Below are 14,414 nucleotides of genomic sequence, written 5' to 3'. Positions count from 1 at the left end.
CTTTGCGGGTCTCCCTGGCCGGCCGTCCGCCAGATGCGGCCACGTCCGGATTTGTGGGGATAGCCAGGGTTCGGCCGCGCGAATGAGGATTTGACGGATCCGGGTACGCCCTGGGCGCGCTTGTTGCCGACGTCCGGTTGTGAGGTATTGACATAGATCGCGCACCCCGGCAGTCTATGCCGCAACTACCTGAGGGCCATCGATGTGTCCTTCGGGGACGGTGCCAATGCGTTGTGCCTCAGGACATCCGGAACCGGGGTCGACCCGGCCGTCTGCTCTCTACGGATCGGAGATCTGATGCGTGTCGCCCTGCTCACCACCACCCAGCATGGCCACCTGAACCCGTACATTCCGGTGGTCAACGCGCTTCAGGCAGCCGGCTGTGACGTCGCGTTGCTGCTGTTGTCGGCCGACGGTGGCGTGCTCGACGAGCAGCGCGGTCAGGCCCTGGGTAAGGCGGAGGTGCACGCGGTCGGGCAGGTCGAGATGGCACCGTGGAGCGACGAACCGGCGAAAATCGGCCCGATGCTGCAGTCGTCGCCGGTCGCCGGGCAGACAGCCGACGTGCTGCGCGCGACGGCACCGGATTTCGTGCTCGTCGATTCGCTGCCGGTCACCGCGTCGGCGATGGTCGGCGCACATGCGTCCGGCGTGCCGTACGGGATGATCTGGGCAAATCTTGGTGGCGTATGTCCAGCCGAACATCGGCGCGGTCGCTGGCTGTACGACGAACAGGTCGGCAACTATCTGACCAGGCACGGGGTGATGTGGTCGATGCGTACCCATTCGGCGCGGTCGCCGATTCTCAATCTGATGCCGACGATCCCCGCCCTGGTCGGCGACGACGCGGTCACCGACGACGGGGTGCAGCTGGTCGGGCTGCCCGGTGCGGCGGGGGCCCGCGGCGACGAGGTCACCTTCCCCGGCCTGGACCGGATCGACCCCGACCGTCCGCTGGTGTACGTCTCCTTCGGCACGATCTTCTACCGGCGACCGGACCTGCTGCGTACGGTGATCACCGGGGCGGCGGCGACGGGGGCGCAGGTGGTCGCGTCGGTCGGCGACCTCGCCGCGGAGCTGGCGCTGCCCGACGACGTGCTCACCGCCCCGTACCTGCCGCAACGTGAGGTACTCGACCGCGCCGACGCGTTCATCACCCACGGCGGGTACAACTCGGTGGCCGAGTCGATCCGGGCGCAGACCCCGATGCTGGTGATCCCGCTCGCCGTCGACCAGCCCATCCAGGCGTCCTTCGTCGGCAGCGCCGGCTTCGGCACGGCGCTGGAACCGGCCGAGGTCACCCGGCAGACGGTCGCCGACGCCGTCACCGATCTGCTCAATCCCGCCCGGGAGTACCGGGCCCGGCTGCGGGCCGCGCAGCCGCAGTGCGGCGACTCCGCCGCCCGCACCGCCGACCTGGTCGTCGGCACCGTCGAGACGCTGCGGCGCGAGGGCGAGCGGTGACGCTCGAGCTGCAGCGGCCGGTGGGCGCCCCGATCGTGGTCGACGACCCCGAACGTCACTCGTTCCGGGTGGACCGTCGCGCCTACACCGACGACGACCTGGCAGCGCAGGAGACGACCAGGATCTTCGATCGCTGCTGGTTGTACGTCGGACACGAGTCGGAGGTGCCCGCGCCGGGCTCCTACGTGGCGCGTGACGTCGGCGGGCGGCCAGTGGTGATGGCGCGCGGCTCCGACGGGGTGCTCCGGGTGTTCGCCAACAGCTGCCCGCACCGTGGGGCGCTGGTCTGTTCGCAGCCGGCCGGGCAGGCCCGGTCGTTCCGCTGCCCGTACCACGACTGGACGTTCTCCAACCAGGGCGACCTGGTCGGCGTGCCGATCCCGGACGGGTACGGGCCCGGTTTCCGCAAGGCGGACTTCGGCCTGGCGCGGCACCGCAGCGACAGCTACCGGGGTTTCGTGTTCGTCACCTTCGACCCGGAGCAGCCGCGCACCCTGACCGAGTACCTGGCGGGTGCCACGGAGTACCTCGACCTGATCGACGACCAGTCCGAGGTCGGGATGGAGGTCATCCAGGGTGCCCAGCTGCACGGTGCCCGGGCCAACTGGAAGCTGATGATGGAGAACAGCGTCGACATCTACCACTTCCGGGCGCTGCACAAGCGGTACGTCAGTTACATGGAGTCGCTGGGGTCGGTGCCGCCGCGACGTCGGGGTGGCTTCGGCCGCGCGCTCGGGCTGGGGCACGGCGCCAACGAGCTGCCACCGGCGGCGGCCCGCCCGCTCGCCTACTGGACGCCGATGTTCGGCGCCGAGGTACGGCCCCGGATCGAGGCCACGGCCGCCCGGTTCGTCGAACGGTTCGGTGCGCAACGCGCCGAACGGATCACCGGCACCAACCGCGCGTTGCTGATCTTCCCCAACCTGATGATCATCGACGCGATCGCGATCACCATCCGCAAGATAGACCCGGTCGGCGCCGACCAGATGGCCATCACCTCGGTCGCCCTGGCCCCCCGCGACGAGGACCCGGACATCCGGGAGCTGCGCAAGAGCCACTACCTGACGTTCCTCGGCCCCGCCGGCTTCGCCACCCCCGACGACATCGAGATCATCGAGTCGTGCCAGCGGGGATACCTCAACCGCGCGGTCCGCTACTCGGACCTGTCCCGCGGCATGAACAAAGCGGTCCCGGAGACCACCGACGAGCTTCCCGCCCGCGAGTTCTGGCGGCAGTGGGACCGGCTGATGCAAGGGGCGTGACCACGATGATCACCGAGCTGACGGTCGACGACGCGGCCCGGGTGCGGCTGTGGCACCGGGTGAGCCAGTTCCTCTTCCGGGAGGCGCGGCTGCTCGACGAGTGGCGGCTACGCGAGTGGTACGACGAGATGCTGACCGCCGACATCCGCTACTCGGTGCCGGCCACCGACGTGCGCGGCGAGCCGGCCGACGCGCTCGGGCTCATCGACGACGACGCCGCCCGGCTGCGCCAGCGCATCGAACAGCTGCTCAACGGCGAGGTGTGGTGCGAGAACCCCCGGTCGCGGACCAACCGGATGATCACCAACGTGGAGATCCTGGCCGACCGGGGGACCCACCTCGACGTGGCGGCGAACGTCGTCGTGCACCGGTTCGGGCACGGGCGCTCCGACGCGTACGTCGGAAAGTACCGGTTCGAGCTCGTCGTCGACGGCGGGACGTTCCGGGTCCGCCGCCGGCTCGTCGTGCTCGACCACGAGACGTTGTACGAGCACGGCAAGCTCAGCATCATCCTGTGACCGGACAGTGACGGCGGCCGCCCCGGGCAGCGTCCCACCCGTCGCCGGCACCGCGCCGCCGGGTCTGCCCCGTGAGGTCTACGTCCTCAGCGTCGTCGGTGGCTGCGTCATGCTGGGCCTCGGACTGGTGCTGCCGGTGCTGCCGGTGTACGCGGCGACGTTCGGGGCCGGCCCGGCCCAGATCGGCGTGCTCGTCGCCCTGTTCGCGTTGCTGCGGCTGGCCGCCAGTCCGTTCTGCGGCCGGCTCGCGGCACGGTTCGGGGAACGGCGGGTGCTCGTCGCCGGCCTGCTGCTGTGCGCGGTCTCCTCGGCCCTGACCGCGTTCGCCGGGTCGTACGGGCAACTGCTCGTGTTCCGCGGCCTCGGCGGCGTCGGCTCGGTGCTGTTCTCGGTGTCCGCGCTGGCGACGCTGCTGGCGGTCGCCCCCGCCGACCAGCGGGGCCGGGCCAGCGCCGTGTTCGAGGCCGGCTTCCTGCTCGGCGGGATCTGCGGGCCGGCACTCGGCGGGCTGCTCGCGCTCATCACCCTGTCCGCGCCGTTCATCGCGTACGCCGTGCTGCTGCTGGCCGCCACGGTGCTGACCCTGGCGGTGCCGCGGACCGGCCCGCGCCCCGGCACGGCACCGGGCCGTACCGTTGTCCGACTGCCGGTCCTGCTGCGGGACCGGCGCTACCTGGTGGCCTGCGTCGCGGCGCTGGCGCAGGGCTGGGTCCTGTTCGGACTGCGCAGCGCTCTGGTCCCCACCGTGGTCGTCGCATGGGGACACGACGTGACCTGGGTCGGGTGGGCGTTCACCAGCTCCGCCGTCATCCAGGCGTTGCTGATCGTCCCGGCCGGTCGGGTCGTCGACCGGGCCGGCCGGCGACCCGCCATGATCGCCGGCACCGGGCTGGCCGCCACGGCGATCACCGCACTGGTGTTCGTGGACACCTACGCCTGGCTCGTCGTCGGACTCTGCGGGTATGCGGCCGGATCGGCGCTGCTCAACGCCGCACCGGCCGCGCTGATCGGGGACGCCGTCGCCGGCCGGGCCGGCAGCGGCGTCGCCGTCTTCTCGATGTGCACCGACATTGGTGCCGTCGTCGGACCGGTCGTCGTCGGGCTCGTCGCCGAGCAGGCGGGCGTCGCGGCCGCCTTCGGCAGCGGCACGGCGCTGCTGGTCGTCGCCTTCGCGGCGGCGTGGACGTTGACCACGGTTCGACCGACGAACACTGTCCCACCGACCCGAAGGAGTTGACCGATGGATCAGCCGGCTGCCCGCCGTGACCGCGGTGAGGCCATGTTCCAGCAGGTCTTCGGCCGCGAACCGCGCCCCGGTTCCTACCCGGAGTTCCTGCAGCTCACCGTCGACCATCTGTTCGGTGAGATCTGGACCCGCCCGCACCTGAGCGTCGAGGAACGTGAACTGGTCGCGTTGAGCGCGGTCACGCTGGCGCGCACCGACTGGGAGCTGCGCGGCCACATCGGCGCCGCCCTGCACCTGGGGATGTCGCGGGAGAAGATCATCGAAGTCATCATCCAACTGGCCTACTACGGCGGCTGGCCGGTCGCCAACAACGGGCTGCGGGTCGCTCAGGAGGTCTTCGCCGAACTTGACGCCGCCACCGGCCGGGACACCGACGATGGCCGCTGAACCCTCCCCCCTCGACCCGACCGAGAAGGTCGACCTGTGGCGGCAGCGGTTCTTCGAGGCCCAGGCCGCCGCCGAGGAGTTCATCCTGGCCGAGCACGGCGAAGAAGGGCTGGCCGCGTGGATCCAGGCCAACTCGCGCATCACCGCCGACCTGCTGCGGGCGCAACGGCCCGCCGGGGTGTCCGCCACCGACCACTTCATGACCCGGCTGCAACGTCAACTGCTGCTGTACGACTCGGCGGTGACCAGTGAACCCCAGCCGTCCGGCACCGTGTTGCGCAACGCAGACTGCGGGATCCTCCGCTACCGCAGACGGGCCGCCCGCGCCGGCGTCGTGCTGACCTTCTCGTCACCGTGCCCGTACTGCCAGGAACTCAACACCGCTATCGCCGCCCGATACGTGGAACCGGACGTCACGGTGTCGTGCGAGCAGGCCGGCGACGGCTGCACCTGGCGCGCGGAGTCCGCTCACCCGCCGGAAGACGACGACGCGGCCGGGTCGCCGCAGCGTGGCCGGACCGGCGACTGAACCACCGGCAACGCCGTCCGCTCGTCCACCGACGACCGGCTCATGTCGAGCGTCATGCCGAGCTGCCGGCCCACCGCCACACACAGGTCGACCGCCGCGGTACGGGTCAGGTCCTGATGCTCGCCCTGGGTCACGCACGCCGACGCCACGTTCCTGTTCCGTAGCCGCAGGTACCACGGGAACAACGAGCCCAGCGCGGGCTCGGTCAGCATCGTGCGCGAATGCACGATCGTCCCCACCAGCAGGTTGCCGAACGGGCGCTGCCCGGCGTTCATGAAACTCTTCAACCGTTCCTGGAAGATCTTCAACACCGCCGGTACGTTGCCCGCGTACACGGGCATGGCGAGCAGCATCGCCTGCGCACCCTCGGCCAGGTCGACGACCTGCGCGAAGTCGTCGTCGAGTGTGCACCGACCCACCTCCGGGTCCAGGCAGGTGTCCTCGCCCTCGCACATCGCGATGCGATGGTCGATCAACCGGATCCGCTGGATCCGCGCGTCGCTGACCTCCCGGACGACACCGCTGATCGCCGCCTCGAGCAACGCGTCGGTCAGCGACGGCAGACGCTTCTGTGTGCAGGACAACGCGATGATCTTCACCCTAGGGGCCTCCCCTGTCCGCTCAGCGCCACGGTGGACCGGCCACCTGACCATGCGTACGTGGCCACTCACCGAGACAGCCCCAACCTACCGGTCCGCCTGCCGGGCGAGCTCGAAGCCGTCGAACCTGTCCGGTTGTCGGCTGCGCCGAACCAGCGCGGCAGATGCTGGAGCAGATCCTGCTGGTCGTCGCCGACCCAGGCCACATGGCCGTCGGGACGCAGCAGGACGGCGGGTACGTCCAGGTCGTCGCTGGCGTCGACGACGTGGTCGACCCGGTCCGCCCAGCCGGTGACCGACAGCCGGCCGGTCTGGTCGAGCAGCAGCCCTCGGCCGCCGTGTGTCAGCTCGTAGAGGCGGCGGCCGCCGGTCAGCGCTACGTCGCGCAGCCGCCGGCCGAGCAGGTCATGGGCTGAGCCGCCACCGCCGTCACCGTCCTCGCCGCCGACGTCGTAGCGGATCCCGATGGCGGTGACCTTCTCGATCAGGCGGCGGCTGACCTCCTCGATGTCCATCAGCTCCGCGAGTAGCCGGCGCACCGCCTGCGGACCCGGCTCGGTGGACAGCAGCTCCATCTGCGCCCGGGTGTTGTCCAGCACGGCGGCCGCCACCGGATGCCGTTCGGTGTGGTAGCTGTCGAGCAGCCCGCCGGGGGCCCAGCCGGCGACCTCCGCCGCGAGTTTCCAGCCGAGATTGACCGCGTCCTGGATGCCGAGGTTGAGGCCCTGGCCGCCGAGCGGCGGATGGATGTGCGCGGCGTCGCCGGCCAGCAGCACCCGGCCGACCCGGTAACGCTGCGCCAGCCGGGTGGCGTCGCCGAACCGGGACAGCCAGCGCGGTGAGTGTACGCCGAAGTCGGTGCCGGAGGTCACCCGCAGTTGCCGGGCGAACTCCTCGATGGTCGGTGCGACGCTACGGTCGGCGGCCACTCCTGCGGCGGGCACCACCAGCCGGTACACGCCGCCGCCCAGCGGCGCGGCCCCGAACCGCTTCTCGGTGGCGCGGACCTCGGCGACCACGGCGGCTACGGTCTCCGGCGCTACGGCCACCGTCATCTCGCCCAGCAGGGTGTCGACCCGGGTCGGTTCGCCGGGAAAGGCGACGCCCAGCAGGTTGCGCACCGTGCTGCGGCCACCGTCGCAGCCGATGAGGTAGCGCGAACGCAGCCGCGTCCCGTCGGCGAGTTCCGCGGTCACCTGACCGTCGTCCTGGCGTAGGCCGACCAGTTTGCAGCCGCGCCGGATCTCGGCACCGAGTTCGGCGGCGCGTTCGGTCAGCAGGCGGTCGGTGACGGGTTGCGGGATGGCGAGCACGTACCCGTGCGCGGTGTCCAGCCCTTCCGGCGCGGGTTTGTCAATGCCGGCGAAGCCGCCGAACGGATACCGCTGGCCGTACGCGAGGAACCGGTCCAGCAGGCCCCGCTGGTCCATGATCTCGATGCTGCGCACATGCAGGCCGCCCGCGCGGACGTGGCTGGTCGGCTCCGCGTCCTTCTCCACGACGAGTACGGACACGCCGTGCAACCGCAACTCGCTGGCCAGCATCACACCAGTCGGCCCGCCGCCGGCAATGATGACGTCGAACATCGTTCCCCATTTCTGCGATCAGCCACCTGGGCAGCGTCGATCAGCGGACACACGTACGTGAATCCGCGCGTTTCTGCAGCTGATGGCTTCGGTCGCACATTCTGCGCCGCGACCCGGGTCTTGCCGCAAGACCCCCGATGCGATATACGTTGAATACGGCGAGGAACGATGTTCTCAGTCAGGTCGAGATCCGGTGGCGACCCTCATCAGATTCAGCGCCACCAGCCAGACAGCGGTCACCGTCGTGGACGCTGGCCGGACGTAGGACGTGACCAGCGGAATCGCGACGAAGACGAGCACCGCGCAGACGACTGCCGCGACACCCCAGAAGGTCTGTCGCGTCGCCGCAGCGGTGAACGCCACGCTGACCCATGCCAGGGCGGGAAGGACCTTGCCGGTGCCATCGGGGCACTGCAGCTGCACGCCGGGCGACACGTCCCCACCGGCCGTCCGGCACCCGATCCGCAGCGCGGACAGCACCAGCAGTCCGACGCCGCCGGTGGCGGCGCCGACCAGTACTGCGGCGGCACCGGTCGCGACGTACCAGACGGGCAACTGCTCTACACCGGACCGGAGCCGAGGCTGCGACATCCTGGTATTCCCCCAGTCCCGGTCCACTCAGGTGCCGCTCTGCCGGAGGTCGACTACGGTCGGCCGTCGAGGAACATCCGCAGTCGGGTCAGGGTCTGCTTGTCGTCGCCGGGCAGGTGCCCGTTGACCGCGCGGCACACCCAGCCCAGGCGCAGCGCCACCCGGGTCGCGGCCACCAGGTCGCCGGTGAACCGTTCGGCGTACGGCGCCAGGTAGGCGTCCCGGAACGGCGCGGTGTCGACCGAGTCCCGCACGTCGTCGAGCCCCCACGCCAGCCCACCGTCGAGGGTGACCGATAGGGTGAGGAACGGGTGCGACACGCAGGCGTCGCCCCAGTCCATGATGAGGTGGCGGCCGTCGCGGACGAAGACCTGCGCGTCGTGCAGGTCGTCGTGCTGCAGCAGCTCCGGCAGCCCGTACTGCGCGAGCTCGGCGCACAGGTCGGCCACCATCGGTGCCGCGTCGCGGAACCGTCGCTCGGCGCCGACGGCGTCGATGATCCGTGCGTACGCCTGCGGCAGGGTGGCCAGCCGCCGGTCGGGCACGCCGAGGGCGAGCAGGTCGTCGACGTCGTCGGCCAGGTCGAGCTGCACCGCGGCGTACAGCGGCAGGACGGCGTACCACCGGTCCAGGCTCTGCTCGCGCTGGCTCACCACCCGCAGCGTTTCCCCGGCGTCGGCCATCAGCATCCACCCGGTGTCGAGGTCGGCGGCCAGCGGCGGCGGCACCGCGTCGGGGCGGCGGGCGGCGATCCGTGTCACGACGGCCGCTTCGTGTCGCAGCGACTCGGCGTTGGCCTTGAACCAGACGTCACCGGCGTCGGTCGGGACGCGCAGCACCGTCGACCACGGGTAGATGTGCGGTTGCACGACCGGGCCGGTCCGGGTCGTCCCGAGCTCGTCGAGCCGGCCGTCGATCCAGTCCCGCACCCTGGCCAGCCACTGCGGATCCCGCCACCGTCTGTCGTCCACGGCCGGTGATGCTAGTCAGCCGTCGGCGCCGGCCGACACTTGTTTTTGGCTGGCCGGGACGTCACTGAGTGGCCGAAGGGGACGGGTAGAGGTCGGCCAGCCCGACCGTGCGGACCGGTTCACCGCGGTCGGTCAGGCCCGGTTCGAATCCGACCCCGCTGTAGCAGGTCAGCACCGTGCTGCGGGTGTCGTAGCCACGGCCGGCGAGCAGGTCGCGGGCCCGGCGCAGCCGGTCGACGTGGCGTGCCCCCATCACCTCGCCCCACTTCACCTCGCCCAGGGAGAGCAGACGGCGCCGCTCCCCCGGGACCGCCGGAGCGAACACGGCGACGTCCACTTCGATCCGGTGTCGTCGCTGCGGATCGGTGACGACTCCCGCGCCAACCTCACCGGGCAGCGCGCCGAACCGCTCCGGCGGCGAGGTAAGGGCGTACGCCCGGCACAGCCGTTCGAAGTGCGGACCGATCACCTGCGCGGCAAACCTGGACCGGGCGTCGCGCCACACCAGCTCGGCCCGCCCGCTCTCCAGCAGGCCCCACTGCGGTCGCATGATCACCTGGTAGAAGGTGATCAACGGCTCCGCGATCCGGTAGACGGCCCGGCCGGACCGGAACACGTCCGGTTCCCGCACGAGTAGGTGGCTGTCCTCCAGGACGTTGAGGTGGTGGCCGATGTCTGCCGCCTTGCGGCCGATGTAGCCGGCGATCCCGCCTCTGGTGTTGTTGCCGGCGGCGACGGCGGCCAGCACTGAGTGGTACAGCGCGGTGTCCCGGACGTCGGCTTCCTCCTGGAGCAGATACCGTGCCTCGCGGAACAACGGGGTGGCCGGGTTGAGCACGGTACGGGTCAGCCAGCCGTCGAAGTCGCCGAGGTCGCGCGGCGCGTCGTCGCCGACGAAGCGCCGGTACGCCGGGGTGCCGCCGACCACGGCGTGGTGCAGCACGGCGAGTCTCGGGTCGCTCAGCCCCCAGAACTGGGCGGTGAGCACGTTGTCGAAGGGCTGGACGACGAGTTCCAGGCTGGCCCGGCCGCGCAGCGGGGCGGACCCGGCCAGCAGCCCACCCGTGACCGACATCGCGGATCCACAGAGCAGCAGCGACAACGGCCGCTCATCCGACACGGCCCGGTCGATTTCCCGCTGCAGGATCGACGGCAGGGCCGGCTCAACCTTGCTCAAATAGGGAAACTCATCCAGGACGACCGGACCGGGCCGGTCGGACAGGGTGCACAGGTGGGTGACAGCCTCGTCCCAGCTGTCGAACCGGAGGGAGGCCGCGACACCCAGCCAGGTGTTCAGCGCCTGCGTGAACAGGCGTAATGACTCGGCCGACGTCGCCTGAGTGGCACCGAAGTAGAGCCCGCCGGTCTGCCGGGTCAAGGCCTCCAACAGGTACGTCTTGCCCTGCCGGCGTCGCCCGCTGACCACTCCCAGATGGGGGCCTGGGCGCGAGAGGAACGCGGTGAGCTGCCGCCACTCGAAGTCACGGTCGAAGATCCGGTCCGGTTTCGCGATCAGGACGGGCCTCCAAGAACGAGGAGTACGTTTTGTCGAAGTGTACTCCTCGTTCCGTATGCCAGGCGGGATCAGCCGTGGTCGGGAGCGGCGACTACGGTCGGCCGTCGAGGAACGGGCTGATGGAGCGTTACTGGCAGCTGCTGGGCGTCCTCAACGGCTGGCTGGCCGCCCCACCGCAGGTGCCGGCGTTGGAATGGTTCATCGCCGCGCTGCGCGCCCACGCAGACTGACGACGAATCGGCCGGGTCGCCACGGCGGCAACGTCGTGGCGACCCGACACCCCGCTCGACATCGATCTGGTCCCCTGGCTGGACCGATCCGCGCCATCACCGGCTGGCGGTGCCGGTCGAACCGCACCGGCTGCAGCCGTACCACCTGGTGTTGGTGCCGGTCTCGTACATCCACCGCAGCAGCGCGGGATTGCCGAGAGGTCGACCCGGCGGTCCGGCTGCCAGTGCAGCCGGTGCGGCAGCTCGACGACCCCGCTGACCGGTCCGCGCAGCTCAGAGAGATCAGCGGCGACGACCGCGCGGCGGCCTGGCCTGGCCATGCACCATGCCTGGCTGCGCCCGTCGGTCTCGCTGCGTCTCACCCTCTCGGGGTAGCGGGCAATCCGGCCCGTGACCGGCCTACGGGCCGCTCACCTGGCTCGCCGCAGATGTCACGCTGATCCGATGGGCCGCCCGTGACAGCCACAACGCCACCAGCCAGATGGCGGTCACCGGCAGGGCGAGCGGTACGACCAGCGGCAACCACAAGCCGACCAGCACGGCGGTGGCCGGCACCGCCAGACACGCCGCCAGCACCACTGTCGCGTACGCCGGACGGACGTAGGACGTGACCAGCGGAATCGCGACGAAGGCGATCGCCGCGCAGACGCCCACCACGACACCCCAGAAGGCCTGTCGCGTCGCCGCCGAGGTGGACACCACGCTGACCCACGCCAGGCCGGGCAGCGCCACCACCCAGGCGGCCAGCCACAAGCCGTGCCGGGCCACGCGGGCAACCGTGGAGGCGTCGCCCCGCCGGCTGAGCAGCTCCGCCGCCACCGCCAGGACGACGACGCAGCCGAGACCCGCGAACACCAACGCCGGGAGGACCTTGCCGGTGCCGTCGGGGCACTGCAGCTCGCCGCCGGGCAGTACGTCCCCACCGGTGGGACGACACCCGATTCGCAAGGCGGACAGGACCAGCAGGCCGACTCCGCCGGCGACCACGCCGACCACCGCAGCGGCGGCTGCGGTCGCGAGGTACCAGATGAACAGCTGTTCCCCGCCGAATCGGCGCCGAGGACTCTGCTGCGACATCCTGATCATCTCCCTGAGACCGACAATGGCCCGTGCGCCCAGGCAGCCATGGAACCGGTGACGGTCAGACTACCTGGGCCGGCACTATCAGCGTAGGCGTCAGTAGTAGACCACGGTTGGACAGCCGCTTACTCCCGGAGCGTAGCGAATCGGATTGGTGAATCCCTCTCCCATCAGGAAGCAGGCCGGCGATGTCCAGTTGCGGCTTGAGTTGACCAGCAGGGCGCTGCCGTCGAACCCAGCTGGAGGATCTCGATCGGTGTTCAGTCCCATGCAATCGGTATGCGGGGATAGTCCAAGATTGTTGCAGTCGTTACTCTTCATGCTTACGGACGCGGCCATCCGCGAAGAGCTTTCGTTGCCAGGATACAGCTCGGCGAACGCCAGGTACAGTGTGTCCTGGGCCAGTTGGCGCGGGAAACCGATTCCGATCTCAACTCCGTTTTCGTCGCAACCATCACTTGCAATGTTGTAGTCGGCGTAGGGAGCAGAGGATTCCGGGACGTTCGCCCCCCAAATGCCACCCATCTCGTAGGTGCCGGACCAGAAGTCCCAATCGGAGTCACCAAAGCCGGGCGGACAAAACGGGCGGACGACCCAGCCAGGAAGATCGTCGTTCCACGTTGTTATGCCGAGTTCCATTCCCCAATCACTCGGAAAAGTCGAAGGTTGCGCGCTGTAGGCGCTTTCGTAGACGAACCAGTAGTCATAAGCTCGAAGTTCTGCCTGTACCGGTGGGTAGACGGTACGGTAGGTGTCGCCTTCCCATATTGATGGGTAGTGCTCATCGATGGAACCGTCGAGAGGTTGTACGGTGTCGCGTGCACGCTCAACCGAAAACCTTCTCGACACCACTGCCGGCGCGGTGGTGGTGACCGCAGGTGGCGCCGCAGTCATCACGCTCTGCAACCTCTCGATCTCGGTCGAGGATGTCGACGCCCGGACGACCAGTGCGGATACCACCGGGCGACGATTGAACCGTCGCTGAAACGCGAGCTCGGCCCAGTTTGCCTGGTCCTTGGCGGTCACGCCATCCATCGGGATGATGCCGCCCACCACGCCATTGCCGGAGAACCGCAGCTCCAGAACCTGGATGTCGATCTTCTCCAGGATACTGAGCGCATCCTCGACACCCACTCTTGATGGCAACGTGACTACTCTTGCCTGCTCCCGCCGGTTGACATCGACAGGGAGGTCTATTCACAGGCGATCCTGTAGAAATGCAGCCCGATGGCACAGGAGATCGTTTCTGTGAAGGTCGCGAGCGGTCTGCGGTAGTCGGTGTGCAGGATTCTCCAGGTCTTCAGGTTCGCGATGACCTGCTCGACGACCCAGCGGATCTTGTTGACCTGCCTGTTGTATTCCTTCTGCCACTCTGTGAGCTCGCCGCCCTTGGGCTTCTTGTACGGAGTGATCATGCCGTTGCCGACGTATCCTTTGTCGCCGATCCAGTCTCCAGGGTTCAGGCTGGCGAGAACACCGGTGTCGTTGATCGCGTACGAGTCGTGGTGGTTGCCGGTGACAGGATCGGAGACCCAGGCGAGCGCGCCGTCGAGGGTGCAGGCGACCTGGACGCTCATGCCCGTGGTCTTGTGCTTGCCAGAGTACAGACAGCGGTCCGTGCGCCATGACCAGCAGGGGAACAGAGTGCCGTCGACGATGTACTGGACGGTCGGGTCGAGCTCGTCGGCGGTCGGCGCGAACCCCGCCAGCACGCGGTCGAGGACCGGGGTGATGCCGGTGACCGCCCGGGAGATCGTCGACTGGGAGACACCGTGCGCCTCGGCGATCTCCGCTTGGACGCGGTTGCGCCGCATGTAGGTCAACGTGACCACGAGGGCGCGGTAGAGGCCGAGGATCGGTGGCCACGGTTCCATGCCCAGGTTCCGGCATTCGGTGCGGACCAGCACGCAGAGGTCGCGGATCTGATCGGTCGTGAAGCCGGTGGTATGATACATGTTCGGCGGTCCGCTTTTCTTTGGTTGTTGTGTGGTAACTCCATCCTATGGGAGGGCGGGCCGTCTCGTTTATCGGGGGGGTCCACTGTGGGCTATCGGGGCCCTGCTGAATAAGCCTCAGGGTCAGGCTCTTGAGCGTGAGCAGGCCCGACAGCCAGGAGGCTGCCAATTGTCAACAGTGTCACGGTCGCCGCCGCGAAGGCGCGGCGACGGCGTCGCGTGCGGACAACATTGCTCGATCCCACACTGATTCCTTCCTTCTGCGAGAGGTTGGGGTGATCGCCCGAAGCTTCGGCTCCGCCTGGCGCGGGCTGGATTCGCGACCAGCCGGAAAGGGGGTGATCAGTCATGTCACCGCCAGACATGACTGCGTGTGTAGCTGGTGAACCGACCGTGCGCACCGCGTTGCCTGGCGCATCGACGAGACCTTCCCGTTACCACATTTTTGAACGGTGAGTCATGTTTGTCAATATGAATCTT

14 protein-coding genes are annotated in these 14,414 nt (G+C 69.3%); 6 read left to right on the top strand and 8 right to left on the bottom strand.

The window, feature by feature from the left end:
* The first annotated feature begins 297 nt into the window (after positions 1–297).
* Genes O7621_RS20580 through O7621_RS20555 form a run of 6 tightly spaced genes read left to right on the top strand, consistent with a single transcriptional unit; the run spans position 298 to position 5,406 of the window.
* Positions 298–1,464: a glycosyltransferase gene (locus O7621_RS20580; RefSeq protein ID WP_282230753.1), complete on the top strand. Its 1,167-nt coding sequence runs from the start codon at positions 298–300 to the stop codon at positions 1,462–1,464.
* Positions 1,461–2,726: an aromatic ring-hydroxylating dioxygenase subunit alpha gene (locus O7621_RS20575; RefSeq protein WP_282230752.1), complete on the top strand. Its 1,266-nt coding sequence runs from the start codon at positions 1,461–1,463 to the stop codon at positions 2,724–2,726. Before O7621_RS20580 ends, O7621_RS20575 begins: the two co-directional genes overlap by 4 nt.
* 5 nt (positions 2,727–2,731) lie before the next feature.
* The gene (locus O7621_RS20570; RefSeq protein WP_282234672.1) at positions 2,732–3,244 is read left to right on the top strand and encodes an aromatic-ring-hydroxylating dioxygenase subunit beta; all 513 of its coding nucleotides are present in this window, start codon (positions 2,732–2,734) and stop codon (positions 3,242–3,244) included.
* Positions 3,245–3,251: 7 nt separating this feature from the next.
* Positions 3,252–4,481: an MFS transporter gene (locus O7621_RS20565; RefSeq protein ID WP_282230751.1), complete on the top strand. Its 1,230-nt coding sequence runs from the start codon at positions 3,252–3,254 to the stop codon at positions 4,479–4,481.
* A gap of 3 nt (positions 4,482–4,484) precedes the next feature.
* Complete coding sequence (locus O7621_RS20560) at positions 4,485–4,877, top strand: carboxymuconolactone decarboxylase family protein (protein WP_282230750.1); 393 nt, start codon at positions 4,485–4,487, stop codon at positions 4,875–4,877.
* Positions 4,867–5,406 carry a hypothetical protein gene (locus O7621_RS20555; protein WP_282230749.1) on the top strand — a complete coding sequence of 180 codons (540 nt, stop codon included), beginning with the start codon at positions 4,867–4,869 and terminating at the stop codon, positions 5,404–5,406. Before O7621_RS20560 ends, O7621_RS20555 begins: the two co-directional genes overlap by 11 nt.
* On the opposite strand, the gene O7621_RS20550 is transcribed toward O7621_RS20555, so the two are convergent.
* The 8 genes from O7621_RS20550 to O7621_RS20515 form a co-directional block, all read right to left on the bottom strand.
* Complete coding sequence (locus tag O7621_RS20550) at positions 5,346–6,005, bottom strand: NAD(P)H-dependent oxidoreductase (protein ID WP_282230748.1); 660 nt, start codon at positions 6,003–6,005, stop codon at positions 5,346–5,348. The two genes, O7621_RS20555 and O7621_RS20550, sit on opposite strands and share 61 nt — an antisense overlap.
* Positions 6,006–6,073: 68 nt before the next feature.
* Positions 6,074–7,591, bottom strand: a complete 1,518-nt coding sequence (rox, locus tag O7621_RS20545) for a rifampin monooxygenase (RefSeq protein WP_282230747.1) — start codon at positions 7,589–7,591, stop codon at positions 6,074–6,076.
* Between the two features lie 174 nt (positions 7,592–7,765).
* Entirely contained in the window at positions 7,766–8,182 is a 417-nt protein-coding gene (locus O7621_RS20540; protein WP_282230746.1) for a hypothetical protein, read from the bottom strand.
* A 53-nt stretch (positions 8,183–8,235) separates the two neighbouring features.
* Positions 8,236–9,153 carry an aminoglycoside phosphotransferase family protein gene (locus O7621_RS20535; protein ID WP_282230745.1) on the bottom strand — a complete coding sequence of 306 codons (918 nt, stop codon included), beginning with the start codon at positions 9,151–9,153 and terminating at the stop codon, positions 8,236–8,238.
* Positions 9,154–9,214: 61 nt separating this feature from the next.
* Entirely contained in the window at positions 9,215–10,579 is a 1,365-nt protein-coding gene (locus tag O7621_RS20530) for an ATP-binding protein (protein ID WP_282230744.1), read from the bottom strand.
* A gap of 719 nt (positions 10,580–11,298) precedes the next feature.
* Complete coding sequence (locus O7621_RS20525; protein WP_282230743.1) at positions 11,299–11,976, bottom strand: adenylate cyclase; 678 nt, start codon at positions 11,974–11,976, stop codon at positions 11,299–11,301.
* 99 nt (positions 11,977–12,075) lie between these two features.
* Entirely contained in the window at positions 12,076–13,113 is a 1,038-nt protein-coding gene (locus O7621_RS20520) for a hypothetical protein (RefSeq protein ID WP_282230742.1), read from the bottom strand.
* A 59-nt stretch (positions 13,114–13,172) separates the two neighbouring features.
* Positions 13,173–13,934: a transposase family protein gene (locus tag O7621_RS20515; protein ID WP_282230741.1), complete on the bottom strand. Its 762-nt coding sequence runs from the start codon at positions 13,932–13,934 to the stop codon at positions 13,173–13,175.
* Positions 13,935–14,414: the final 480 nt, after the last annotated feature.

The organism is Solwaraspora sp. WMMD937 (assembly GCF_029581175.1).
Lineage (GTDB): Bacteria > Actinomycetota > Actinomycetes > Mycobacteriales > Micromonosporaceae > Micromonospora_E.
This window is presented reverse-complemented; position numbering and strand designations above follow the sequence as displayed.